The sequence below is a fragment of the Paenibacillus sp. FSL K6-2393 genome, assembly GCF_038002545.1.
Classification (GTDB): domain Bacteria; phylum Bacillota; class Bacilli; order Paenibacillales; family Paenibacillaceae; genus Paenibacillus.
In genome coordinates, this window is the sequence record NZ_JBBOCU010000001.1 from 5,414,147 (window position 1) to 5,440,082 (window position 25,936).

The 25,936-nt window shown below is 47.3% G+C and carries 19 protein-coding genes; 8 read left to right on the forward strand and 11 right to left on the reverse strand.

The window, feature by feature from the left end:
* Nucleotides 1-78: 78 nt before the first annotated feature.
* The 6 genes from MHI14_RS24155 to MHI14_RS24180 form a co-directional block, all read right to left on the reverse strand.
* A complete protein-coding gene (locus MHI14_RS24155) occupies nucleotides 79-2,301 on the reverse strand; it encodes a Tex family protein (RefSeq protein ID WP_341131398.1) in 2,223 nt (740 codons plus the stop codon).
* Nucleotides 2,302-2,839: 538 nt separating this feature from the next.
* Complete coding sequence (locus MHI14_RS24160) at nucleotides 2,840-5,029, reverse strand: alpha-galactosidase (RefSeq protein ID WP_341131399.1); 2,190 nt, start codon at nucleotides 5,027-5,029, stop codon at nucleotides 2,840-2,842.
* 235 nt (nucleotides 5,030-5,264) lie between these two features.
* On the reverse strand, nucleotides 5,265-5,615 hold the full coding sequence (locus tag MHI14_RS24165; protein WP_024630714.1) for a type II toxin-antitoxin system PemK/MazF family toxin: 351 nt from the start codon (nucleotides 5,613-5,615) through the stop codon (nucleotides 5,265-5,267).
* A gap of 3 nt (nucleotides 5,616-5,618) precedes the next feature.
* On the reverse strand, nucleotides 5,619-5,900 hold the full coding sequence (locus tag MHI14_RS24170) for a CopG family ribbon-helix-helix protein (RefSeq protein WP_017690037.1): 282 nt from the start codon (nucleotides 5,898-5,900) through the stop codon (nucleotides 5,619-5,621).
* A 260-nt stretch (nucleotides 5,901-6,160) separates the two neighbouring features.
* The gene (gene alr / locus MHI14_RS24175) at nucleotides 6,161-7,348 is read right to left on the reverse strand and encodes an alanine racemase (protein WP_133386767.1); all 1,188 of its coding nucleotides are present in this window, start codon (nucleotides 7,346-7,348) and stop codon (nucleotides 6,161-6,163) included.
* 395 nt (nucleotides 7,349-7,743) lie between these two features.
* Complete coding sequence (locus MHI14_RS24180; protein ID WP_133386766.1) at nucleotides 7,744-8,943, reverse strand: outer membrane lipoprotein-sorting protein; 1,200 nt, start codon at nucleotides 8,941-8,943, stop codon at nucleotides 7,744-7,746.
* Nucleotides 8,944-9,192: 249 nt separating this feature from the next.
* Between MHI14_RS24180 and MHI14_RS24185 the strand changes: the two genes are divergently transcribed.
* Nucleotides 9,193-10,686 carry a serine hydrolase gene (locus MHI14_RS24185; RefSeq protein WP_341131400.1) on the forward strand — a complete coding sequence of 498 codons (1,494 nt, stop codon included), beginning with the start codon at nucleotides 9,193-9,195 and terminating at the stop codon, nucleotides 10,684-10,686.
* Nucleotides 10,687-10,927: 241 nt separating this feature from the next.
* Here MHI14_RS24185 and MHI14_RS24190 read toward each other — a convergent pair whose 3' ends face one another.
* Entirely contained in the window at nucleotides 10,928-12,814 is a 1,887-nt protein-coding gene (locus tag MHI14_RS24190; protein ID WP_133386764.1) for an ABC transporter substrate-binding protein, read from the reverse strand.
* A gap of 123 nt (nucleotides 12,815-12,937) precedes the next feature.
* On the opposite strand from MHI14_RS24190, the gene MHI14_RS24195 reads away from it, so the two are divergent.
* The 4 genes from MHI14_RS24195 (at nucleotide 12,938) to MHI14_RS24210 (ending at nucleotide 17,647) form a co-directional block, all read left to right on the forward strand.
* Complete coding sequence (locus MHI14_RS24195; RefSeq protein ID WP_165980367.1) at nucleotides 12,938-14,233, forward strand: MFS transporter; 1,296 nt, start codon at nucleotides 12,938-12,940, stop codon at nucleotides 14,231-14,233.
* Between the two features lie 174 nt (nucleotides 14,234-14,407).
* Nucleotides 14,408-14,617: a helix-turn-helix transcriptional regulator gene (locus tag MHI14_RS24200; RefSeq protein WP_017690042.1), complete on the forward strand. Its 210-nt coding sequence runs from the start codon at nucleotides 14,408-14,410 to the stop codon at nucleotides 14,615-14,617.
* 1 nt (nucleotide 14,618) lies between these two features.
* The gene (locus MHI14_RS24205; RefSeq protein WP_133386762.1) at nucleotides 14,619-15,389 is read left to right on the forward strand and encodes a DUF3169 family protein; all 771 of its coding nucleotides are present in this window, start codon (nucleotides 14,619-14,621) and stop codon (nucleotides 15,387-15,389) included.
* A 50-nt stretch (nucleotides 15,390-15,439) separates the two neighbouring features.
* Nucleotides 15,440-17,647: a serine hydrolase gene (locus MHI14_RS24210; RefSeq protein ID WP_133386761.1), complete on the forward strand. Its 2,208-nt coding sequence runs from the start codon at nucleotides 15,440-15,442 to the stop codon at nucleotides 17,645-17,647.
* Nucleotides 17,648-17,799: 152 nt separating this feature from the next.
* On the opposite strand, the gene MHI14_RS24215 is transcribed toward MHI14_RS24210, so the two are convergent.
* On the reverse strand, nucleotides 17,800-18,849 hold the full coding sequence (locus MHI14_RS24215) for a hypothetical protein (RefSeq protein ID WP_091033682.1): 1,050 nt from the start codon (nucleotides 18,847-18,849) through the stop codon (nucleotides 17,800-17,802).
* Nucleotides 18,849-20,684 (reverse strand): HSP90 family protein, encoded by a 1,836-nt coding sequence (locus MHI14_RS24220; RefSeq protein WP_091033685.1) that lies wholly within the window; start codon nucleotides 20,682-20,684, stop codon nucleotides 18,849-18,851. Before MHI14_RS24220 ends, MHI14_RS24215 begins: the two co-directional genes overlap by 1 nt.
* 444 nt (nucleotides 20,685-21,128) lie before the next feature.
* On the opposite strand from MHI14_RS24220, the gene MHI14_RS24225 reads away from it, so the two are divergent.
* The 3 genes from MHI14_RS24225 to MHI14_RS24235 all read left to right on the forward strand — a co-directional run bounded on the left by MHI14_RS24225 (nucleotide 21,129) and on the right by MHI14_RS24235 (nucleotide 23,791).
* Complete coding sequence (locus tag MHI14_RS24225) at nucleotides 21,129-22,034, forward strand: ABC transporter ATP-binding protein (protein WP_133386760.1); 906 nt, start codon at nucleotides 21,129-21,131, stop codon at nucleotides 22,032-22,034.
* Entirely contained in the window at nucleotides 22,027-22,860 is an 834-nt protein-coding gene (locus tag MHI14_RS24230) for an ABC transporter permease subunit (protein ID WP_133386759.1), read from the forward strand. The genes MHI14_RS24225 and MHI14_RS24230 overlap by 8 nt, the downstream gene beginning before the upstream one ends.
* A gap of 136 nt (nucleotides 22,861-22,996) precedes the next feature.
* Nucleotides 22,997-23,791 (forward strand): MurR/RpiR family transcriptional regulator, encoded by a 795-nt coding sequence (locus tag MHI14_RS24235; protein ID WP_091033692.1) that lies wholly within the window; start codon nucleotides 22,997-22,999, stop codon nucleotides 23,789-23,791.
* 3 nt (nucleotides 23,792-23,794) lie between these two features.
* Here MHI14_RS24235 and MHI14_RS24240 read toward each other — a convergent pair whose 3' ends face one another.
* Complete coding sequence (locus tag MHI14_RS24240; protein WP_165980381.1) at nucleotides 23,795-24,781, reverse strand: Gfo/Idh/MocA family protein; 987 nt, start codon at nucleotides 24,779-24,781, stop codon at nucleotides 23,795-23,797.
* Complete coding sequence (locus tag MHI14_RS24245) at nucleotides 24,781-25,827, reverse strand: Gfo/Idh/MocA family oxidoreductase (RefSeq protein WP_240768261.1); 1,047 nt, start codon at nucleotides 25,825-25,827, stop codon at nucleotides 24,781-24,783. Before MHI14_RS24245 ends, MHI14_RS24240 begins: the two co-directional genes overlap by 1 nt.
* Between the last annotated feature and the right edge of the window lie 109 nt (nucleotides 25,828-25,936).

The window sequence follows — 25,936 nt, forward strand, 5'->3', positions numbered from 1 at the left end:
AGGACGGACAACGGGACTATTCCTGTCGACAACAAACAGCCTTCCTGGTTAGGGAAGGCTGTTCTCCAATCCTACTATTTAAGAAGACTGTTGCGCAGAAGCAGGCTTTTTCATCGTAAGGCCGACACGGCCTTTTTTGGTATCCACATTCATAACCCAGACCGTTACATTATCTCCGACAGATACAACATCCATCGGATGTTTAACATACCCGTTGCTGAGCTGTGAGATATGGACAAGCCCATCACTCTTGATCCCAATATCAACAAAGGCACCAAAATCAATAACATTCCGAACTGTACCTTGCAGCTCCATGCCTTCCACCAGATCCTCAATTTTCAATACATCTGTACGGAAGATTGGCAACGGCATTTCTTCACGCGGGTCACGCCCCGGACGCTGCAAGCTGTCCAGAATGTCACGCAATGTAGGCACACCTACGTCCAGTTTCACGGCCAATTGTTCTGGCTGTTGCTCTGACAGTAATATCGATAGTTCCTTGCTGCCCAGCTTGTCCAGTGAAACCTGAAGCTCCTTGAACAGCTGATCCACTACCTTGTAAGACTCAGGGTGAATAGGTGTACGGTCCAGCGGGTTCTCGCCCTCACCAATACGCATAAATCCTACGCACTGCTCATAGGTTTTGGCACCCAGACGTGGCACCTTCTGAAGCTGACGGCGGTTCGTAAACCGGCCATTTTCTTCACGGTACTTCACGATGTTTTTGGCAATCGTAGCGTTAACTCCGGCAACATATGACAGCAACGAAGGTGATGCCGTATTCACGTCCACACCCACATGGTTAACTGCGGATTCCACGACAGCCTTCAGGCTTTCTTCCAGAACCTTCTGGGATACGTCATGCTGATATTGACCCACGCCAATGGCTTTTGGATCAATCTTAACCAACTCCGCCAGCGGGTCTTGTACCCGACGAGCAATGGAAGCTGCACTGCGCTCCGCAACATCCAGATCAGGGAATTCTTCCTGGGCCAGCTTGGATGCAGAATATACACTCGCGCCTGCTTCGTTAACAATCAGATACACAAGACTTTCATCACCGTTCTCCTGAATGATCTCGGCAACAAATTGCTCCGTTTCACGGGATCCGGTACCATTACCAATGACGATCAGTCCGATATCATATTGCTTGATCATGCGATGGAATACTTCCGCAGCTTCACGTTTCTTGTTGTGTGGTGGCGTTGGGTAGGTCACAGCCACTTCCAGCATCTTGCCCGTATCATCTACTACAGCCAGTTTACAACCCGTACGATAGGCAGGATCGACACCCAGCACACGTTTGCCATGAATCGGCGGTTGAAGCAACAGATTACGCAGATTGGCCGAGAATACCGATATGGCCTGGTTTTCACCTTTTTCCGTGAGCTCTCCACGAACTTCGCGCTCGATGGAAGGCGCAATCAACCGCTTGTATGCATCTTCAATCACATCACGCAGGATATCCTGCACGGCAGAAGCACCACGAATGATCTGTCCTTCCATATGGCGATGGGCCGGTTCTGCCTGTACGTCCAGGCCGACTTTCAGAATACTCTCACGTTCACCGCGATTAATCGCGAGAATACGGTGTGGAGGCATCTTTTTGGCTAATTCGCGGTAATCATAATAATTCTCGTACACGGACTCCTCTTGAGCATCCTTCGCTTCCGAAGTCAGCATGCCGTGATCCAAGGTGTACCGACGAATCCAGGCACGAATGGCAGCATCGTCTGCGATGTTCTCCGCGAGAATGTCTTTGGCTCCCTGAAGCGCAGCCTCCGCATCTTCTACACCCAGTTCAGCATTGATATATTTCGCAGCTTCCTGGAGTGCATCTCCTTGTTTCGGTTGACCCCAGATCCATACAGCAAGGGGCTCAAGACCTTTTTCCTTAGCCACACTGGCACGTGTTTTCCGCTTCTGACGGAACGGACGATACAAGTCTTCCACTTCCTGCAGCTTCACAGCTTGGGTAATGGAGTTCTTCAGTTCTCCGGTCAGCTTGCCCTGTTCCTCTATAATACGGATGACTTCCAATTTGCGATCCTCAAGATTGCGCAGATAAACAATGCGTTCTTCAATCGATCGCAGCTGGTTCTCATCCAGCTCTCCAGTCATTTCTTTACGGTAGCGGGCGATAAATGGAATCGTATTGCCTTCGTCCAGAAGCTCCGACGTTGTGCGGACCTGCTTCAAGGACAGTGACAGTTCCTTGGCTACCTGTTTGATGATTCGTTCATGGCGTTCTGCCTTTATTGTTTCTTCATTGGGTTCCAGAACCGTTTCCTGTTCAGACAAAATAAATCCCTCTTTCCTTCCTGAATCGTTCGTTACAATCATTTCAGGGCAGCTTTGCTGCTGTAATTACAGTATAGTTGAACCATTTGTTTCTTCCACTCTACCCTATATTATCACAGAATCACGTCCAGATTTCCATCAATCCGCAAGCATACAAGTTCTGACAGAATCATGTTATCCTCCAGCCTTCCCCATTACGGCAAAAAAAGACCGAAAAACGTCAATACGACGCTCCTCGGTCCTCCCTTTTTTTAAAACTTTAAATAAAATAGCAATCTAATAAGTGAAACTGCTCATTTACACGATAACGGAGAGGACAGAAAAAACCTGAAAAAGCGAAGCTACAAGCTTTCTGCAGAAAGCTACTTCGAAAGCATACACTCGTCTAAAAGCTTTCTGAAAGAAAGCTACATCGGAAGCATACGCTATCTCCGGATTTCCCTTTGAGAAAAGGGAATCGAAAAATCTGGGGATAACAGCGATTGGAAGGTTGTTCTGTCATCGTAGTATCCGTGTAAATAAAATGTAGTTCACTTATCTAGATGCGTTCAAACCGGAACAGTTCGCTCAGATAGTCTCCTGATGTGCTGCCTACCGAAATACCGCCATACATCAAGGCATCGCCGGTAAAGGTCTCCGATCCGCCTTTCAGACGGTAATCCGCATTAGGGTCCAATCCTTTCAGCTTCAGGCGCTGAAGTGGCGCATTAGGCTCAGAGAGCACGCGGAAGTAGAAAACCACGGCTTCGCTTCCGTCCGGTGCAATAAACATCCACGCTGTCTCATTGCCTTCAAACGGACTGAGCAAGCGACGGAATGTTCCATATTGAACTGTTCCACGGATCTCCTTGTACAGCTCTACCTGTGCTTTCACGATCTCGTTCTCTTCCTCAGTGAATTTCGTCAGGTCCAGCTCGTACCCGAAGTTGCCCGACATCGCAACATGTCCCCGAATCTCAAGCGAAGTGATCCGGTTCACCTGATGATTTGGTACAGCTGAGATATGCGATCCCATGGAACTCACCGGGTACACAAGACTGGTACCGTACTGAATCCGCAGACGGGATATAGCATCCGTGTTATCACTTGTCCACGTCTGTGGCATGTAATACAGCATACCTGGATCGAAGCGACCACCACCACCTGAACAACTCTCGAACAGAATATTCGGGAACGCCGAAGTGATTCGTTCCATGACGTCATACAATCCCAACATGTAACGATGCGCGGTCTCACGCTGTCTATCTGCCGGAAGCAACGCGGAACCCACTTCCGTCATATTCCGGTTCATATCCCATTTCACATAAGTAATTGGTGCAGAACCAAGTACGTCTGTTAACATGCGCACGATCTCATCACGTACATCCTGACGAGAGAAATCGAGTACCAATTGTTGACGTCCTTCTGTCCGGCGACGATCAGGCACATGCAGACACCAGTCTGGGTGCGCACGATACAGCTCACTGTCTGGTGAGATCATCTCAGGCTCAAACCACAATCCGAACTGCATGTCCAGACCTGTTACCCGGTTAGCCAGATCATCCAGTCCCTGTGGCAATTTGTTCTTATCTACAATCCAGTCGCCCAGCGAGGAGTTGTCACTGTCCCGGTGTCCAAACCAGCCATCATCCAAAACAAACAGCTCAATACCCAGCTTCTGTCCAGCACGAGCGATCTGTTCAATCTTATCTGCATTGAATCCAAAGTAGGTTGCTTCCCAATTATTGACCAGAACCGGACGTTCCGCATTACGGAACTTACCACGCGCAAGACGCTCCCGATACAATTCGTGGTAGGACTGTGACATGCCGTCCAAACCTGCAGCCGAGTACACCATAACCGTCTCAGGTGTCTGGAACGCTTCCTGTGGCTCCAACTTCCAGCTGAACTCAAACGGGTTGATCCCGAGCGATACACGGGTGGTGTGGAACTGATCCACTTCAGCCTGTGCGGTGAAGCTGCCACTATAAACGAGACTGAATCCGTAAACTTCACCTTGGTCTTCATCCGTGCCTGGTGTCATCAGCGCAATAAAGGGATTCTGCTGGTGACTGCTTGAACCGCGACGGCTCTCAATCCCTTGAAGGCCTGACGCAAGCGGTCTGCGAACGATATCACGTTCCCGTGTCCATGCACCTGACAATTGCAACAATTCATAATCCGCATGCGGGAAATCAACAGAAGAACTGAGCGCACGCACCACATTCACTGAGGTAGCGCTCTCATTAACGATACGCATGGAGCGTGTAATCGCATTAAATGCCGTAAAGGCTGTATAAGAAAGCTCTATTTTGATACCAGCGACGCGGTCTTCCAACTCAATAACCAGTGTCTCTGCTTCGTCATCGGATTCAACATATGTTGCTGGCAATCCAGTAAGCGCTGTCTTTCCTTTGACCAATCGATGGCCTGTATACGTAAACTCCGAAACCGTTGAGCCATTCTCAAGTTCCAATTGGATTGCAGGATTACGAAAATCACTCGTGCCATACACTGGTAATTCTACTGGCAACGTATCGAACGAGATTGTACGATCCTCTGGTACCGGGTTCGGACTGAAAGATGCTCGTTCTGTACGAACATGCAACCAGCTCAGATCGGTGTCACGTAATTTTTTGCCATAATACAAATGCACCAAATATCCTGAAGGCAGTACCTGAAATACGTAACTGGCCTCACGGGTCTGTAAATGAAATTGAAGTTTCTCCTGATTGATGTAAATGCTCATATGTCTCCTCCACCTCTATATATAGGTCTTTCCGGTAAACGGTTTCTCAGGTTTCATTATAACGAAAAGATCGCCAATGTTCTACGCTTTCATCAAGCTTTAATCAAAAGAGCGCATAACAGCCCGAAGGTTGTCATACGCTCTTTTGGTTACAGTCTGAATTCAGTGTGTTCCCTTACAGGAACATCCATTGCCAACGGACGGCAGAGCAGCGTACAAGACACTGGTTGCTGCCTTAAAAATCGATTAAACCAAGGCTGATCTGTAAGGCTTCGTTGACCAGTTTCATGGTCTCCTCGTCCAGATGGGTAATCTTGTCAGTCAGCCTCTGTTTATCAATCGTCCGTATTTGTTCGAGCAAAATAACCGAGTCCCGGTCAAAGCCGTGTGCCGCCGCATCAATTTCAACATGCGTTGGCAGCTTTGCCTTCTGGATTTGGGCGGTGATAGCCGCCACAATACAAGTTGGACTGAACCGGTTGCCGATATCATTCTGGATCACCAGAACCGGCCTGACTCCACCTTGCTCGGAACCGACAACGGGAGAAAGATCCGCAAAAAAAACGTCACCACGTTTTACGATCAATGTCTACACCCCGCTAACTAAGCGGTCCAGAGTGCTGTCCGCATCTTCCTCCGCATGAAAGGCTTCGGATGCCATGGTCAGATTAATTTTTGCCATCTCCATGTACCCTCGCTGCATCGTTTCACGGATGTAACGTTTCTTACGCTCCGTTAAATACAGCTTCATAGCCTGCCTAATCAATTCGCTGCGGTTGGAATTCTCCAGCGCTACGATGCCATCCACTTCCTGCAAAAGATAATCAGGTAAACTGATCATGATCCGCTTGGTGTTCTGCAAGTTGGCCACCTTTCTTCCACCCCCACAAACCTTTCGCCATTGTGAACCAGTATTACGTTTTTCCAGAACTTTTATACAAAGGAATATATATGCCCCGAGTATATCAAGTATGCTGTACTCCATTATAAACACGGGGAACAATATTCGTACAGACCAAACATCTCAATTCAGGAATTAAATCCTTACCGTCATACATAATTCGAGATGCTCCGACAGTTTTCCTTCTGTTCTGAAAAAAAGTTTATTGGGAATGACGTCCAGTTTACCTGTCAGGATGTCAAAAGTGGATTAATTTTGGCGACTACTGCTCCCCCGCGGGTATATACCCGCGGAATGCGGTGCGCCATCATGCAGATCACTTCATAAGCAATCGTACCGAGCTGGGATGCCACCTCGTCTGCGGTTATTACGCCACCAGACTGATGACCGATGAGGACAACCTCTTCGCCGACTTGAATTTCTTCCGCCTCTTCCGCGAAAGATTGTAACGACACCATACACTGATCCATGCAGATCGTACCGACGACAGGGACGCGGCGGCCGCGTACAAGCACTTGTGCTTTACCTGTCAGCATTCTGGAGAATCCGTCTGCATATCCGAGCGGCAGGGTCGCTATTCGTTCGTACCCTTGCGTAAAATAACGGGTTCCGTAACTGATCCCCCAATGGGGTGGCAGTGTTTTGACCAGAACCGCTTTTGTCTTCAGCGTCAATACCGGGGACAGCTTCACCACCTGATGATTCACCTCAGCCGAAGGATACAGTCCGTACAGGCTTATTCCCACACGTACCATGTCATAGGACAATTCCGGTGTATCAATGGCAGCGGCGCTGTTCGCCGTATGTATAATCGGGATGGAACATCCCTGATCCCTGAGCGCATGAACCACGCTTTGGAACCGTCTATACTGCTCCAGTGTATAGGTTTTGTCTTCTTCATCTGCTCTGGCAAAATGGGTAAACATGCCTTCCAGCATCACCTGATTGAGCGAAGCTACTTCCTGAATGAAAGCCAATGCCTCATCGCCAGGCAACAGACCTAATCGGCCCATGCCGCTGTCGATTTTAATATGAACCTTCAGTTTGTTAGCGAATGTGCTCGCATCCAGATGTCGAATGGCGTCAAGCACTTCCCTGCTGAACAGTGTGACGGTCACATCATGTTGCCATGCAACAGCGATCCCTTCAGGCGGCGTATAACCCAGTACCAGAATTGGAATCGTAATCCCATGTTGTCGCAGTTCCAGAGCTTCGTCAAGAAAAGCCACACTTAAGTAATCCACACCCACTCGTTCCAGTTCTCTAGCCGTCTCCACCGCTCCATGTCCATAGGCATTGGCCTTCACACAGGCGAGGAATTTCATGCCCTGAGGCAATGCCTCGCGGAAAGCTTCTACGTTAGTACACAAATGATCCAAATTGATGTCCGCTTGGGTCGGCCGATATTGTCCTTGCACGTTAAGTCACCTTCTCTAATCATCTTAATCCGGCTCACGTCAGACTCCATCGTAATGCTCCAGCATGTGACTGTCAAATGAACCGAAGTTTCGCATTCAAAAACAGATGTAAGGTGCGCCGTTTGAGGAACAAATGCGAACACAGAAGAAGACCAATAAGCGAGATTGGCAGGGTTAAATTCCACTTTTCCACCCCAGCAAAATCTGCTTATATCGATTATTTACCCGGTTCCCTCTGCGTAGAAGCGCATTTTGCATTATTGGGTGTATCGAGTAAGAAAAACGGCGCCAGATGAATACCTGTCTTACATCAAAGCAAAGCACCGGAGAACGGGTCTCCGATGCTTCTTAGCATTCCTTATGTTTATGCTACTATTCGTTCATTTGTTCAAAAATCATTTGCCTGACTCTTCCTGCATCGAAGTTGCAATGCGTACCATTTCGTTCTGAGGCAGGTCTGCACTGGTGATCCGATATTCTATACCATCTGTCATCCATGTCAGTGTCTTCAATGCATCTCCGCTGATCATCCCCAGTGTGAATCCAAGATCCACTACACTGGATGGAGCAAGCGACACAGCTCGATCCTGCGGTCTGGCTTCGAATATGGTGTAATTATATATTCCTTCATAACGAAGCATAACCGAATAGTCTCCCGCCTCTTCCAGAATCTGATCATCCTTGAGCTGCACACCTTCCGGCGCATAGGTTGGCTGAATCACGCCGAAGCTGTCTGCCCCTTCCGGTTCTGCGAGTGTTGGCTCTTCGCCTTCCTGACCTGTTGCAGCACCTTCTGTACCTTGCTGCTCTGTGTCCCCACCTACACCTGTCTGTCCATCAGTGACAGCTCCGTCAGGTTCCGGCGCAGTCTGAGGATTGGCAGGTTCTTTACCGCTCTCATTACCGGTTTGCTCCGCAGGAGTCACACCGGAGTCCGTTCCTGTTTTGCCACCTTCTTCTGTAGCTGCTGACATGTTACGTTGCATGTCAAAGGCATCTTTCTCAAATTCAGTCCCAAATTTGAAGGAGTCAAATTTCACATCGACCACAACATTGGCATTGGAGTCGGATACTTCCACCTGTTTAGGTGCATAATCGCTTTTGTTCAGCCAGATCTTCTGTCTGACGAGTGCATGTGTATTATAATTGGCAGCTACATCAAAAACATAGCTCTCCTTCTCATCCGCAAACTGACGGGTTGTATCTCCCGTAATGCTCCGAATCAATGTTTCATAGAGATATACCTGTCCTTGGTTATCTGGCCAATTGCTCTGAAAACGGAAGCTTTTGTTCTGGCTCGGCGTCAAAACAAATACACCTTCATCGTTACGCAGTACAATCTGTGTTACATCCTTTTTGGCATTCGTTAACGCAATACGATAATAGGAAGGCTTCTGATGCCATACCTCGACCTTGTACTGCTGCGGCGTATCTCCGGTATGCAGCGTCATCACGCCTGCCCCCTGGTAACTTTCCATCTCTCCTACGACTTCGTTCAGATCTTTGACCACAGCTGCCGCATCCTTCTTCCCGCAGGCGGCAAGTAAGGCCGATAAGACCAATACCATGGCAAGCATCCATGATATTCGGCGCATGACATCATCCCCTTTAGCACATGTTTTCACTTCAGGATTGTGCTTGCAGCAGAACCCCTACTTGATTAGTACATGTTATGAGGGACTTGTTCGATATATGCGGACTAGTTTGACAAGCAATCGGTGAAGTCCGTTAATACGGCATTGCTACGCAAAATCAGTCTCGGGGAGGATGTTAACTTTATCCAGAAAAGGCATAGTAAATTGTAGGATATTATTCGTTTTGTTGAATATTGGGAGGGAAAAGGTATGACGAAAACAAAGCTTCGCACATCACTGGAAGGACTGGATGAATTCATCGACGAGCAGCTTCAATTATGGAATGGTGTCGGCACAGCGGTGGCTGTGATCCATAAGGATGAAGTCGTCTGGCAAAAAGGCTACGGTTATCGTGACCTGGAGTCCAAACTTGAAGTTACCCCTAATACGTTGTTTGCCATCGGTTCAAGTACCAAAGCCTTTACCGCAGCAACCGCTGCTCTGCTTGTGGATCAGGGGATACTCGACTGGGATACCCCTGTGAAGTCTTATATGAAAGATTTTCAGATGTTCGATCCGATCGCAACAGAACGTATAACTATTCGCGACATGCTGTGTCATCGTTCGGGTCTTCCAAGGCATGAGTTGGTATGGTACAACTCCCCACGTACAAGAGAAGAACTTGTTCGTACATTACAGTATCTGGAGCCGAATCAGGATTTCCGAAACAAATGGCAGTATCAGAACCTAATGTACATGACGGCAGGTTATCTGGTTGGACAGCTCAATGAAACTTCGTGGGAGCAGATGGTTCAGAAGACCCTATTTAATCCGCTGGGTATGAACTCAAGTCTGTTCTCTGTTGAAGAAATGCAACTTCAGCCTGACTATGCTTACCCTTATATGGAGAAGGATGGTCAGAATACGAGAATACCTTTTCGAGCCATTGATGCCATAGGACCTGCTGGTTCCATTAACAGCAATCTAGTCGATATGATTGCATGGCTTCAATTCCAATTGCATCAAGGTCAATGGGAAGGAACGTCATTGATATCTAAGGAACAGATGAAGATTATGCATAGTCCTCAGATGCCCAGTGATTCGCCGTTCATAAGCCAAGAACTGCCTGTGAGTACCTATGGTCTGGGTTGGATGATTGAGCCTTATCGTGGACATGCCATGATTCATCATGGTGGGGCTATTGATGGCTTTGCATCGCAAGTTGCCTTTTTGCCAGAGGAGCAGATTGGAATCGTGGTTCTGAGCAATACCCACGGAAGTATAATTCCGTATACGGTTGCTTTTCATATCATGGACCGACTGCTTGGATTGGAGCCCGTTAATTGGAGTTCCAAATTAAGAAAATTAATGGGGAAAGAATCAGCAGACACGGAGGCTAATCCGGAGAATCCTTTGGAAGTACCTATTCAACCAGACACTGCCGTTGAGGAAAAAATTGAAGAACCTCACATTACACCTTGTGATCGTCCTTACACCGCTTATGCGGGTATTTACACGCATCCTGGTTATGGCGAGATGTCTATTCAGGAGACAACGGACGGGTTGCAGGCAACCTTTAACGCCATTGAAATGCCCATGGAATACACCGGAAAAGATACGTTCTCCGTCGAATTTGTGTTATTCGGTCTGAAGATCACATATACGTTCACCCTGAATGAATCATCAGAAGTTGCACAATCCATCTCCATTCCTTTGTTGCTTGAACCGGGGACAAAGCCTATTGAATTCATTAGGGTTTCGTAAATAATCAGAACCTATATAAATTAAACTAATGAATGTTTACACTGGTCACTCCGATGACAGAACAACCTTCTGATCGCTGTTATCCCCAGATTTCTTTGATTTCTTTTCATAAAGGGAAAATCCGGGGATAAAGGCGAACGCTCTGATTCTTCAGGTTATTTCTGTCCTCTCCGTTTTGTATAAATGTTTAATTCAATTTATATAGAGAACACTTGCTTCATTTCCGTTGTGGTAGCCATACCTACCACAACGGAATATACACCGGATAACTCGTGTCCTCTTCCTCGGCACCAGGGCTTCTCTTCACCCACAATCTGCGCAGATCAGGCAGACCATACCCCGCAAGACGATAATCTCGCAACGAATCATGATGGGCGTGTTCTTCCTTGAAGCTGTATGTGGGCAGAAGCAACGCCTCCTGAATCAGTCGATCTTCTAGCCGAATCAATCTACTCAACCGCTCCGCAGGTTCCTGGATCATGACCACTCGTCCACATTCCTGTTCCAGTTCATGTCTCCGGTAATCATTCATCGCAATCAGGAATAACGTGTTCTGGAAGGTATACATCGTCACCAGACTCAGCACGATATGATCATCGAACACTTCTCCCGTATAGATCAGATCACAATCCCTGAATCCATCTTGATAGACTGCATGAACCGGATCTCCCGGGATAATGTTAATATGTAGGCCAATCTGTTTACATCTCTCTGCAAACCAGACCATATCTGCCTCCATCTTCTCTCCTTCTTCCACCCACAGACTTAAACTTTGCCCTTGGTAAGAGCTACGACGCAATAATACTGAGGCCCGCGCCAGTGAGGTCTCGACAGAAAGTACTGTTTCAGGTGTGACCGAACCATCCGATTGTTCCGATTGCTGTTTCCATAGCTCCCCTTGATCCGCACCCTCCGTAAGATGTTGCTTCTGTACTCGTCCTCGAATCAGACTATAAGCAGCCTGCGTGTTCGGGCTTCCGAGTGCTTCCGACAACTCCTGCGCATTCAATAGCTGTTGAACAGCCCGGCGAAAATTCACATCATGCTGCGGCCCTTCCTTTTGCATATTAAACGTCATATACACTCCGCCCTGCATCTCATGCTGTACAGCACGAGGTTGTACATCCGGAAATAAATCATGTTTGATGATGGACTCCGCTTTTCCCGAGTGGGGGAGCTGCCACACTTCAACGCGATCCACATAAGCCCGCCCTCTGAAATAGGTAGGGAACACCTCAAGCACGAGCAGCTTCGAATCATGACGAGTCAATTGATAAGGTCCTGTTCCAATCGGATGGAGCGGGTTCATCTCCACATCTCTAGGCAGGATAGATGCAGACATACTACTCATTAGATCCGGGAACATGAAGTTGGGCTTATTCAACACAAAACGTACAGTCAACTGGTCATACGCTTCTATGCTCCCAATGGAACTAAACAGAGGCCTGCACGGGTTACTCTTGTCAGAGATAATGCGATCAAAGGTAAACTTCACGTCCTCTGCATCCAGTATCCTTCCATGGTGAAAAGGTATGCCTTTGTGCAGATAAAAGGTCCATTCCCTTCCGTCCTCATGACTCTCCCATGCTATAGCCAGACTCGGCTCACATACTTGGCGTTCAGCATGATAACGAACCAGACGATCAAAGACCTCTGCAATGATGAAAACTTCTCCCCACATCCCCGTCTGCGTTGGGTCGAGAGTCTTAAAAGGTGTATTCTGCGGAATTCGCAAAGTATCCACTCGCCCTCTGTCCCCTTCATTCGAACGCAGACCGAATTGAGTCTGCATTTGCTGCATCAGATGTTCTCGCATCGTAATTGGCAAAGCGGCGGCCAGTTCATAGGCGTCCTCCATCCTGTTGCCACTCAATAGATAATCGAACCGTTCACGCGCCACTTCAAGCAACGGGATGTAAAATACCAGCATCGATTTTTTGCCCCTGCCACGCTGCGGGTTCCACCTGACCCACCCGTTCTCCTTGAATTTGTTCATAATGAGGTTCATGTTGCGCATAGTACAACATAAAAAATCGGCGAGTTCACCTACCGTTGTATATACTTCTTGTTCATCATGCACATGTGGAAAGTTTAATCGCAGTTGAATGTAATGTTCTGATACGTCCATATATGTCCTCCCTTCTGCTAAAATACGAAATCCATCCGGATACTTCTACTGTTTTTCTTCAGGTTTTCCTCCATTATACTCAGTAACATCAACATGACCAGTGGGAAGGAAGAAAAACGACTTATGAAATACGCCGATTTGCACCCTAACATCAGGATACGTATCATTACTGATTTTTTCACGGATCTGACCCAAAAGTCCATCATTCCATTCATGGCGATCTATCTGAGTATTCAGATTGGCGCAGGTTTGGCAGGGTTATTGCTGACTGTCAATATTGTGGCGTCCATGATTGTGGGATTGTGGGCAGGATATTGGTCTGACCGGATTGGACGGAAGAAATTGATGGTGATCGCACAAAGTCTCCAGGTCATGGCTCTACTCGGCTTGGCCATCGCCAATTCGCCCTGGATGGATTCGATCATTGTCACTTGTCTCATGTTTCTGCTCAGTAGTCTCAGTTCAGGGATCACCGTGCCGATTGCTAATGCCATGATTGTCGACGTGAGCAGTGAACATGAACGTCATTATGTATATGGATTGCAATATTGGACAACAAACGTTGCTGTAACCTTTGGCGCACTGATGGGCGGACTATTTTTCGAATCATTTCGTTTCCTATTGTTCAGTCTGGTATGCCTTGAAAGCCTAGCTACCCTGTTTATTTTGATCTTTATGATTCGTGAAACAATGGATAAACGCGTTTACGATTGTGAAGATCAATCCAATAATTCCGGCCCATCCACCAGAGCATTGGAGGCCGATGCTCCCATCCAGAGGAACATACTGAAAACGTACTGGGCCGTCTTTCAGGACAAACGTTTCATGATATTTTTCACGGCTACGGTACTTGCAGTCTCCCTGGAATTTCAGTTGGATAAATACATCGCTGTTCGTCTAAAAAAAGAATTCACCGCTCAACTGTTCGGCTCAGATATCTCAGGTTTGCATATGTTCAGCCTCATCATGGTCATCAACACCGTACTGGTCGCCTTAGTTGCCATTCCATTCTCCAAATGGATAGGTCGCTTCCAGTCCCGATCTATCATGACTGTCGGTATGCTCCTCTATACCGCAGGTTTCACCGTACTTGCTTTCAGCAACTGGGCCTGGTTACTTATCTTCTCCGCTATATTGCTGACCATTGGAGAATTGATGTACGCCCCTGTTCGTCTGGTCATGCTCGCGGGTATGATTCCAGATTCGGACCGTGCTGCCTATATGGCTGCTGACGGGTTGAGTTACAACGTTGCTGCCCTCCTCGGCAGTATTGGGTTAACTATTGGAGCCTTTCTGCCCTCCTATGCGATGGCTGGTCTGTATATCCTGATGGGGCTTGGAGCGCTCATCTTTTTCCGAATGTTACTTCGGAAGGCAGAGGAACAGAATCAACATCTGCCGTGTGCAGATGCATCTTGATTTCACTTTTCCGACAACTTTTCCGGCAACAAAATAATCATCCAAGGGAGCCTGCCAGGCTCTCTTTTTCATGACCAATCTCATCGCAAACAGGTAAATTATCTTTAACATTTTGTATATTATAGTTTACATTTAGTAAAATATCATGTACATTAGGTTCATGGAGGTGAGCAAGTGGAAGAATTACACAATCACGTTCGGGAGTTACGAGCCAGAGACCGGCTATCCCAAGCGGAACTGGCCAAACTCATTGGTGCATCCCGTCAAACCATTGCCCTGATTGAGCGTGGAGATTACTCTCCGTCGGTCGTTCTGGCACTAAAAATAGCACATGTATTTCGTGAACCTGTCGAAAAAATCTTTGAACTGAAAGGTGGAGATTAAAATGAAAAATTCATCATCCTCGTCCATCAAAAAGCGGTTGCGTCTTCCCTTGTATGCAGCAGGTGGCGCTGTAGTTGGTTTTCTGGGAGCTAGCGGAGTCAGTAAACTCCCTTCTGACTTGAACTGGACGCTGTCCGTGTATTATGACTATGATCTTTTATTCGCAATACTGGCGGCTCTTGTGGTAGTTATGACGGTGTGGAACATCTTCAGTCTCTCCCGCACGCCATCTGTCCCTCCCATGGAAGATGATGCATATGGAGACTCCGATTCACTCATCTCTCCCGCAGAGCGCTCCCTCGGAAAAGCGATGATACTCAGCGGATTCAGTGTTATTCTTACGTTTACCTGGGCAGCACTTGCCTTGTCCTTGTATGCATCCAACCGAACCATGCCGAATTCTCCAGAACTGTTTAACCTCTTGAATCTTGTTGCTTCGTGCATCTCTATTATCATCGTTGTGGTCGTGCAAACTCTGACTGTGAAGCGATACAACCTTTATTTCCCTGATCGTGCGCTGGATTTGAACTCGCGCAATATGAAAAAAGATCACTTCGAGAAATTAGATGAAGGTGAGAAATGGATCGTGTATCGCGCAGCCTATCGTTCTTTTCAGATGATGAATGTACTTCTTGGTGTTGGAATGGTCTCTATGGTTCTATATTCGATACTCTTTACCTTTGCTCCATTCCCGATTGTAGTGCTCTCTGTAATCTGGATTGCCAACATCGGAATCTATTATCGTGAAACCTATCGGGCGAGTAATCAGTAATACATGGGTAGGTAACTATTTTGTAAATATTTTCATAAAGGAGTGTTTGCATGCATTTATCCAAACGAAAGACCCGTTTCAGGTTCACCTCCCTAACAGGCGCTTTTATGGCTGTGGTTCTGTCTCTCAGTCTGTGGGTACCCGCAGTTCAGGCGGAGACCGCGACTCCAGTAGTTGCTGAACAGGGAAAGACGAAAGCGCTGACAACTGAATCGGCTACAGCATTTCTGGATTCTTTCTTCGATTCACCTGAGGCAAAGCCCCATTATGTGGGAGCCTCCGTGGTTGTTGTGAAAGATGGCAAAGTACTGGCGGAAAAAGGATATGGCTTCTCCGATGTGGAGAGTAAAACAGCGATCGATCCGAAAAATACGGTCTTCCGTATAGCCTCTGTCTCCAAAACGTTCACGTCAGCAGCTGTTATGCAGCTGGTCGAGCAAGGCAAGGTTGATCTGCAAGCTGATTTTCAGACCTATGTGAAAGGGCTCGAATTCGATAATCCTTTTGACAAACCTGTAACTGTGGAGAACCTGCTCACCCATACGACCGGATTCGAGATCCGTGATCCGCAGCAGGAAGACATCCATACTGATTTTGACAAGTACATAGCGATGGAGGATTACGCACAGCAACATATGCCTCCTGTCGTTCGGGAGCCTGGTAGCGCCTACATGTACGATAACTTCTCGTTTTTGCTACTTGGCATGATTGTTGAAAATGTAAGCGGCGAGCCTTTTGAATCCTACATGCAACAACATATCTTCAAACCGCTAGGAATGGGTAACAGCAGTTTCATGCTGGACAAAAAGTTCCAAAAGCAGCTAGCTACAGGCTATGATGCGGCACACAATCCGCTTGATCTGTACACCATCTCTCCAACACCAATGCCTCAAGGTGGCATGTTGTCTACCGCTGAGGACATCGGGAAGTTCATGATTGCGTTCCTGAATGATGGTGTGAAGGACAATAAGCGAATTTTCAAGGAATCCACGGTGGAAAGCATGGAACAGTACCGTTCATCCATTCATCCACTGTTACCAAACACCACGTATGGATTCGAAGCTGCATTTCAGCTTCCCGGAGCAGGAAGTAATCCAAGTATCATTACAAAAGGAGGCGACCTGACCGGATTCAGCTCGTATCTCTTCCTTATTCCCGAGCAAAATACAGGCGTTTTCCTGACGTATAATCAAAATGGAGCACTTCGTAATCTGTTCTACCCGGCATTCATTCAAAGTTTCTTCCCGCAATATGCAGAGCCTGTACAGTTCAAGGAATACACGCCGCAATCTGCAGCTGAGCTGCAACGCTTCACCGGATTGTACGCGGATCTACGAATTAGCACGATCGTCAGCTCTTTGAAAAATGCTGGTACAGAGCCTGGACAACTGAGCGTTTCGGACGTTTTTCTCGGTCAACGCAACCTGATTCAAGTGGAAGATAATCTCTTCAAAGATGAATTGACCGGTCAATTCACAGCATTCAAAGAATATACAGATGGCACCACATACATGAAGGAACCTTACCTCAACCCTATGGGTTATGAGAAAAAAGGACAAAAGCCTATGGGCTTCCGGGATGTTCGTGAGAACAGTCCTTATGCTGAAGCAATCTATGCCATACAATCTCTTGGATATTATGAGAATGATGCTAACAAGTCTTTCCAACCGAAATCAGCTGTGACACGAGCTGAATTTATTGAGAACACGCTTAAACTGAGTGGATTGAAGCCCAGCAAAACAACACCTCCTGCAGGCACCGACTGGGCAGACCATGAAGCAGCCGGATATATTCAACTTGGATATGAAATGGGTATGATTACTGGCAAGGACGAACAGCAGTTTAAGCCGGATCAAGTAATTATCCGACAGGAAGCCATGGTCATGATGTGGAGAATTCTGCAACTGCAATATCCTAGTGAACTGTTCACGGATGTCAAACTTGCGGGACACACGGACCCATGGGCTGTACCAGCAGTTCAGATGATGGCGAAGCTTGGTATCCATGGACCTGAGGTAAAAGTGCTGGAAGATGGATCCATTGATTTACTTTCCCGCAAACCTCTGATTCGTCAGGAAGAGGCTGCGATTATGTATGCGCTGCTTACCCAACCAACAGATCAAATCGTCGCTGAACTGATGGCTGCTCAGCAGCCGCAAGCTGAACCTGCTGAAGGAGCCGAGCCTGCAGAGGAGACATCTGAAACTGCGCCGGTTCCTGTACCAGCGCCGGTCCCTTCTGCGACTTCAGCACAATAAAAATAAAATATCTTCATACCGTTTAGATTTATCATGCTTATGAGGCAAAAAAAAACAGGCTTGTTCAGAAGGGTAAGATCCTTCTCGAACAAGCCTGTTTCGTTACTTTTCATAACTTATTATAGCGATCTGTTATTGAGTTATATCCGTCTCTATTCGATCAACGAAGATACATGACGATTCCCGTTGCGCTGATCAAACTTGGCTGCAGCGGTCTGAGCATGCTCCGCAAAGTAATCGGCCAGCTTGAGCAGGTCGCCCGGGTCGCCTTCATACGGGAAGGACGCTGGCAGGCGCAATCGGTATTCTGGAGATTCTTCCGCCCAGCGGCGAAGCAACGATGCTGCTCTGGCATAAAACAACATTTTGGCGTAAGGATCTTCATGATCAGCAGCGAACACCAGTGTTTCCTCCAGCACATCAATGCCTTTTGCAGGGTTCGTACGTGTGAGATAATCCATCTGTTCCGCAAAACTCTGCACAAAATCGTTCTGGCCTTTGATCAGGCGATATCCCTTGGTCTGATGTTTATCTGCTTCCGCAGTCCGTCCCAACCGATATAACGGCATCAAAATTTCAGACAAAGTCAGATGTGGAATCTCCGCACAGCTCATACGCCCTTTCAGGATAGGCTGTGCCGCCTCCAACACCTTCTCATCGTCTCCTTTTAACAGGAAATATCGCATAATCTCATCCTGCTCACAGGCTTCGCAGTCACTCATAAAGTCACGATCCATCGTTCTGAATCGATCATAACTGCGTCCCGCTTCCTCCAGCTCCCCAAAATCCATAAAGATCCGGAATCGATAATACCAGTAGGAGCGTTCGCTGTAACCGTACGACTTGAAACGCCGTCCGAAATCCTCCAACAACTCCATGATCTTCTCACGTGATATTTCCGGGAAGTCGGGCATCTTGCCCAATATCCATTTGTACGACCACATTAATGTTTCTTCATCATATTCTTCGGGCTGTTGGTCGAACTTGCCCAGCTGCCAGGAAAAAGCAATCAAAGCTTTCATCGGATATCCACAGAAGGTGGCTACATCCACAATCTCTGAGCGTGCTTCGTACGCTTCCATAACCATACCATTGACATCGGCCACCCGCGCTGCTTCCTCCAGCATACCAAGCTTCGCCGGACCATTGGGTAAGCCATAGGCCTCGTCCATCAATTCTTCAAAATCCATCTCTGTCTTCATCACGCATCCCCCTTACGATCTGTATTTGCACGCAAACCCCAATCTATAAAACGAACAATGCCCTGATTTAACACTTCAAGCTCCTGTTTGCTCATGGCATAATGCCCCATCATCAGTGCATTGACGTATAACATTTCGATGGCAATCGGCGTCATTTGATCATCCGGTGATGTCAGTACCCGCTGAATGATCGGATTACTCACGTTCAGATACAAGGTTGAGTACCCTGCTGAACTCATGCCAGAAGACAATGAACCCAGAACAGACGAGAACAATTCCGTGCTCTCCTCGCTTGCTTTTTCAAGTGCGCGAAGTGTTGAAGATTCTTGAGACAGCGTGAACAACACCGGCAGATCCGCTGGCTTGAAACCTTTCACCTCAGCCCGACAACGGAAGCGCTGTAAGGCAGAATCTGCGAGTCGCAATGCATCATAATATTGATTACGTTCAGCGGGAGGTACATCGGTGAAACTCATCGAGACCTGGTCCGGTTGTAGACGCTCCGTCTGTACATTGTGTACAGCCATCGGCAATGTCGTCATCAACTCGCTGTCATAGATGTACCCACCGTTAATCACCAGCATCGATTGTGCGGATGCCACATGATGGATCTGACGGTACTCATCCACAGAAGACGTGAAATACAACGTCTCTCCTTCATCGATTAGTTCACCCAGCTCCCGGTGGCCCCTTGTGCTCTCAAATGGCAGCCAGCGATGAATCATGGCGTAGAATGCCTGATCCTGCACAGCCAGTGCCTTCATGGACAGAGCATGCAGGCGAATCAGCTTCTGCAGCCGTTCCGTCTGGCTCTCAGCCATGTCGGCCAGTCCCTGGCGAAGTGCGTCTCCAAGTTCGGAGCGAACTTCCTCCAGCTTTTCATTTTCATAAAAATGTTCCCGTGATGCCGTCGGTTGAAGCTCATCTGTCCAGATCAGGCATTTCACAAAAAACGCCCACTCAGGCAAAATGTTCTCTGCCTTCTCCGAAATCAGCATTCTCTTCAGGTAAACCCGGTGAGAACGCTTGGCATTCAGATTAACCGCGTGTGGCAGTACAAAAGCAATACCCCCGGTACGGCCTGAAGCCGTTGTCAACGGAATGAAGTCCTGGAACTGCTCGCCAAGCAGACGTTCACCAAATGCCAATACCTCTGATCTGCGTGAACGTGCGAGTGCAGGGTCCATCAGCCAGATCGGTGTCTCGCTATTCACTACATGTTGGGCGCCGTCATGATCCAGCGTGACTGGATACGGCAATAACGCTCCGTAATAGAACAGAGCTTCTTTCACATACTCTGGTTCAAAATAGTGCGCCGCGTCCGGTATGCAACGCAGATATACTTTGGTCCCCGGGGACAGCTGTGTGTCCAACTGTCGAATCGTATAGGTGCCATCCGGCTTGCCCCGCCACTCCATCGAAGGGCCGCCCTTCGCGGATTGCGTCAGCATGACGATTTCGTGACTCACCATGAAACAGGATAACAACCCAATCCCGAAACGCCCGATAAACGAAGTCTCTCCATCCAGCAGCGCTTGCTGCCCCCTCTTCGAGGATTGTCCAATCATCGCCAGGAATTCATGGATATCAGCTTCAGTCAAGCCGATGCCGTTGTCCTCCACCATCATGGTCAATTGTTCACCTGTTCCTGTCAGTTCCACACGAACTTTGCCCTGATACCCTGGCTCGGCCTCCGTTCGTGCAGTAATCGCATCCGTCGCATTCTGCATCAGTTCTCGCAAGAACACTTTCGGACTGCTATATAGATGGTTGGATAAAATCTGGATCATCCCGCTCAGGTTCACTTGAAAACGATATTCATTGGATGCTGTCATGACTCACTCACCTTCCTCTAAGTCCAAACACAATATGTACCCATACGATGTATTCATATGGATGTGTTAGACGAATTCATTATGTAATCGTTAAAAACAGACGTTCCCGTGACAGGCACGCCTAAACATCACGTCAAGCCGCCCCTGGATAACCAAGACCGGCGTTAGATGAATATTACAGGCATTCATGAGACGTATGGCCTTATCTGTCATTACCACATTATGAATGGCAATGAAACGGATGTTCTACCCTAAAATAAGGATACATGTTACACGGCAGAGAAAAAACAAACCTGAGACCCGATTTCAGACAGACTTCAGGGTAAATATGCATCCTACATTCGGGACTATTGAAGGAGGAAAATATCTTTTTTGTCGTCCATTTGAACGATATCAGCCTACCGCACGTATAATCTCCAAACTCAGATCGGACGGTGAATATACATGATCGAAGTACGCAACATATCCAAGCAATTCAAGGTGCATCAAGCACTGCATGATGTCAGTTTCACAGTTAAACAAGGTACTGTCACCGGGTTGATTGGACCCAACGGTTCGGGCAAAACCACACTAATCCGTATCATGAATGGGGTCTTGGGCGCTTCCGGTGGACAGGTGACCATTAACGGATTGGACGCCGCTCGTGAAGCGGAGAAAGTACTGGCCATGTGTGGCACCCTTACCGAGCAAAGTGGATTATATGAAAATATGAGCGGGCGTGACAATCTGACTTTCTTCGCAGATGTTTTTGGCCTGAAGCATGCCAAGAAACGAATCGACGAGCTTGTAACTCTGTTCGAGTTGCAGGATTATCAGCATCGAAAAGTCGGAACCTATAGCACAGGCATGAAGAAACGCCTGGGGCTTGCACGAGTACTCCTGCACCGTCCTTCCATCCTGTTTCTGGATGAGCCCACCAATGGCCTTGATCCGGATGGAATTCAGATGGTGCTGCGCATTATCCGTCAGTTAAATAAGGAAGAAAAGATGACGATTCTGGTCTCATCCCATGTGCTGTCCCAGCTGTCAGCCGTCTGTAATCATTATATTTTCATGGAAAAGGGGCACATCGTGGAGGAAGGCACAGAGCAGGAGATTGTTAGCCGGTACCTGTCCACGCCGAAGCTCGAAGTAGAAGCCGACATGCCCAATGGATGGCACACGGCAACCGACTTCACGCCTGAAATAATCTCCGCACATCAAGCAGTATTTCAGCTTACATCGCGTGAAGACATTCCATTACTCCTAAGGCAATTAACGGAGCATGGTCAAGTCTATCAGGCCCGCATCACGGGCAGTGATCTGGAAAGTATCTATTTTGCCATAAGGGAGGCTCACCACCATGAATAACCGCCAAGCCATACGTGCACTGGTACGTAAAGATATCCGGTCCGTCACAGCCAGCGTTCAGCTCTGGTTGCCCATGTTGATCGTCCCACTGATTATCGGAATCATTATGCCCTCTGCCCTCCTGTGGGCGGCCTCCAGAATGGAACTTCGTTCTCTGGGCAACATCAGCTTTCTACTCGAATCATTGGATGCGTTAACCCATGGTGGACAGATTCCTCAGCTTGCTTCCATGCCTACAGATAATCATCGTATTGTCTATTACTTGGCCATGTATATGTTCGCTCCCTTGTTTCTCATCATTCCGGTGATGGCCTCCAGCATTCTGACGGCCAATAGTTTCGCTGGGGAGAAAGAACGCAAGACGCTGGAAGGGTTGTTATTCACACCGATCAGCATTAACACTCTTTTTAAAGGCAAAGTGCTAGCAGCCCTGATCCCTTCCCTTCTATTATCCTGGGTTACTTTCCTGATCTACGGAATCATTGCTAATATTCTGATGTACCCCATGTTTGGAACGTTGATGTTTCCAAATCTGAACTGGATCATACTTGTCATCTGGGTTGTTCCCGCTTGCAGTCTTATGGTCATTTTATTGAACGTCCTGATCTCGGCCAAGGTCCGTGGGTTCCAGGAAGCCTATCAGCTCGGCGGATTAATTGTCCTTCCCCTCATCGCCTTAGTCGCTGGTCAAGCCAGTGGCATGCTGCTCATTGGTCCTTGGATGTTACTCATGATTGGAGCAGTGCTCCTGCTCATAAGTTTGGTTCTTCTTCGTCTGGTCACGGCGTGGAATAGTCGTCAGCAACTGGCGGAAAGTCAGATCTGAATGATGTGGAGTGTAACGAGGAAATTCAACAGATCACACTGTCGCTCCGCTATACAGATTGAGAAATAAATATACGCGGGTTATGATGTGGAGATATATGCTATGGGATGATTCTAGAGAGGAATGGAACAACTGTATGGAATCCAAACTACTTCAAAAATTAAAATATGCTTCACAATTAACGGCACAGGAGAAACATATTGTGGACTATATCCTGAACAATCCCGAAGTTGTATTTGATTCTACAGCCCATGAACTGGCACAGCAGACCTATACAAGCTCATCCACCATTGTTCGCTTATGCAAAAAGCTGGGTACCAAGGGGTACCCAGACTTTCAGCTCAAGCTTGCTCTTGAATATCAACAGATGCCTTCCGCGATGCAAACGCAGGATCATGCAATTGCAGAACAAGGCAATGTGCTGGCTGCCATCGACTCGGTTCCTTACCTGTACCAGCAGGCGCTGGAGGATACCCGCCGGATGTTAAACGCTCCTGTTTTGCTACGAATCGCTAGCTGGGTTAAAGAATCCGTACGCATTGATATCTATGGCAGTGATATGAATTATTATCTGGCTCAACAGGCTTGTGCCAAGTGGAATGAACTCGGCATATCTGCGATTGCTCACAACAGTCCGAATATGCATTATTTGAACACGATGAATCCCAATAGCCTGACGCTGTCTTTTGTTATATCGCACACAGGTGAGAACCAATCCATGATTGAAGCCGCCAAAGTGCTCAATAGCAAACAGATGAAAGTCATCGCGGTCACGGGCAACAACCATTCAACCCTGTCCAGACATTGTGATGAAACGCTGCTGGCTTATGGATACAATGAACAATTAAGGCTATCCAAAATGTCTTCGATGGTCTCGGTACTCTACATTTTCGACATGTTATACATGGGGAGCATTAGCGATACGTATTAACGATTACCGTTGATCTGCTGCAAATACAATCCCGGCATCCTGACGTGCACTCATGAGTACACTCATCACAGACTGGCTGTGTTCGAGTAGTTCGTAACACCGTTTGTAATCCCCATTTGCATGGATGTCCCTGAACGCTTCCCACTCATAGTACAGCCAATTGGATTTGGTCTGCTCATTATACCCCTCAGCAGGCTCATTCCCGATTTGAAGCTTGATCTCCCGGCAACCGTTTGCTCCTCCCACAACCTGAAGATAACCTTTCTCGCCCTGAATGAGCACAAAGTTCATGCTGTTTGTGTCTTTGGCACCTACACATTCGGCAATAAAATCCGGATACTTGAGAACCACTACTCCTGATGTATCAATGCCATTTGCATGCTGGTTCGCGGTATACGATACGGTATTCGGACTGCCAAACAGATTCATGACCAAATGCAGATTATAAATATTGATATCCATCAGCGCTCCACCAGAGAATTGTGGATTAAATACGTTCGGCGTTTCCCCTGCAAGCAGATCATTGTATTTACGCGAGTATTGACTGTAGTTACACTGGATGAGTTTGATCGGACCAAGCTTTGGTAGCTGCTCCTGTATGACTTTAATATTGGGCAGATAAATGTTGGAGATAGCTTCAAACAGCAACAGATTCTTTTCTTTTGCAAGTGCAATCAGCGTTTCTGCTTCCTGAAGCGTGGACGTGAACGGTTTTTCGCAGACGACATGTTTGCCATGTTGAAGTGCCTGATAGGCCTGTTCGTAGTGCATGCTGTTTGGTGAAGCAATATATACGAGATCTACATTTGTATCTGAAAATAGGGATTCCAGGTCCGTATAGATGGTATCGACCCCATACTTACCCGCAAGCTCCTGTGCTGTCTCTCTCTTCCGGGAGTACATCGCTGTACACGTAACATCATCCAGTTCATTGATCGCAGATAAAATGGCATCCACAATGGACCCTGTACCAATCGTTGCTATATTCATCATATCGTTTCACTCCTGTCGTTGGTTGTTTGTCGGTTTGCTCTCTTCGCTGCTTCGATTCCGTCATGTAAAATATCCAATACATATAAAACCTCTTCATCCTTGACCGGTTTATCACCGCTATGTCGAATGGCATGAAGCAGTTGATCATATAAAATGCCATAGTCCGTCGCTTCCGAAGGAACTTTCTCCGTATGTGATGTTCCCTCATCGTCCACATAACTAATCGTACCCCAGTTATCCTCCGGTTCAGCTTGAATGGATACCCGGGTTCGTCCATCTCCATTTTTCGTTTGATGCCCACTGCTATATTTAACAAAGCTCCCTCGATCCCCGTGGACAATGAATTTTGGATGCTCGATCTTCACAAGCAGACTGCACTTAATCGTGGCCTTCATTCTTCCATATCGAAAATCAATATCGATGTAATCATCGGATTCACCCGGCGCGATCAAACTCCGAACATCATAATCAATTCGGTCAGCTACGCCATAGATGGAGATTAACTGATCGATGGTATGCACGGCCAAGCCATGCAACAATCCAAATCCACTTCTCGTATACTGTGGGTGAAAATAATCATAGTGGGACTGGATTTCAACAATATTCCCCAGTTTGCCGCTCTCAATCACTTTTTTTAATGTCAGAAAGTCACCATCAAATCTGCGATTTTGATTTGCCATGGCATTGAGATTTTTACGGCTCGCTAGTTCAAAGACAGCTTTGGCTTCCGCAGAAGTGGAGGCAAAAGGTTTCTCGACCAGCACATGTTTCCCATGTTCCAACGCCTGCTTGGCGTATTCTACATGGCTATCCACATGGGTAGCAACAACAATCAACTCAATCTCATCATCCTGCAATATTTCTTCAAAATTGGTTGAAAAAGCAATCTCGGGATAAAGTAATTCACGCTCTGTATCGCCAACCCGATCTTCCTCGCGACGGTATATCGTCTTCACCTTGATATTTTCCTTTTTGTCCAGATAAGGCAAATGATAATTCACCACCGCATTCCCAAATCCGATGATCGCCACATTCATGAACATGATCGCTCACTCCTCTGCTCTGGTTGAGTGTAATGTTATCACGATCAAGTCAGGCGGAGAAGGCTTTGGGACGGGATTGGCAGCATCATGCGCAATTTGATTTCAGGTT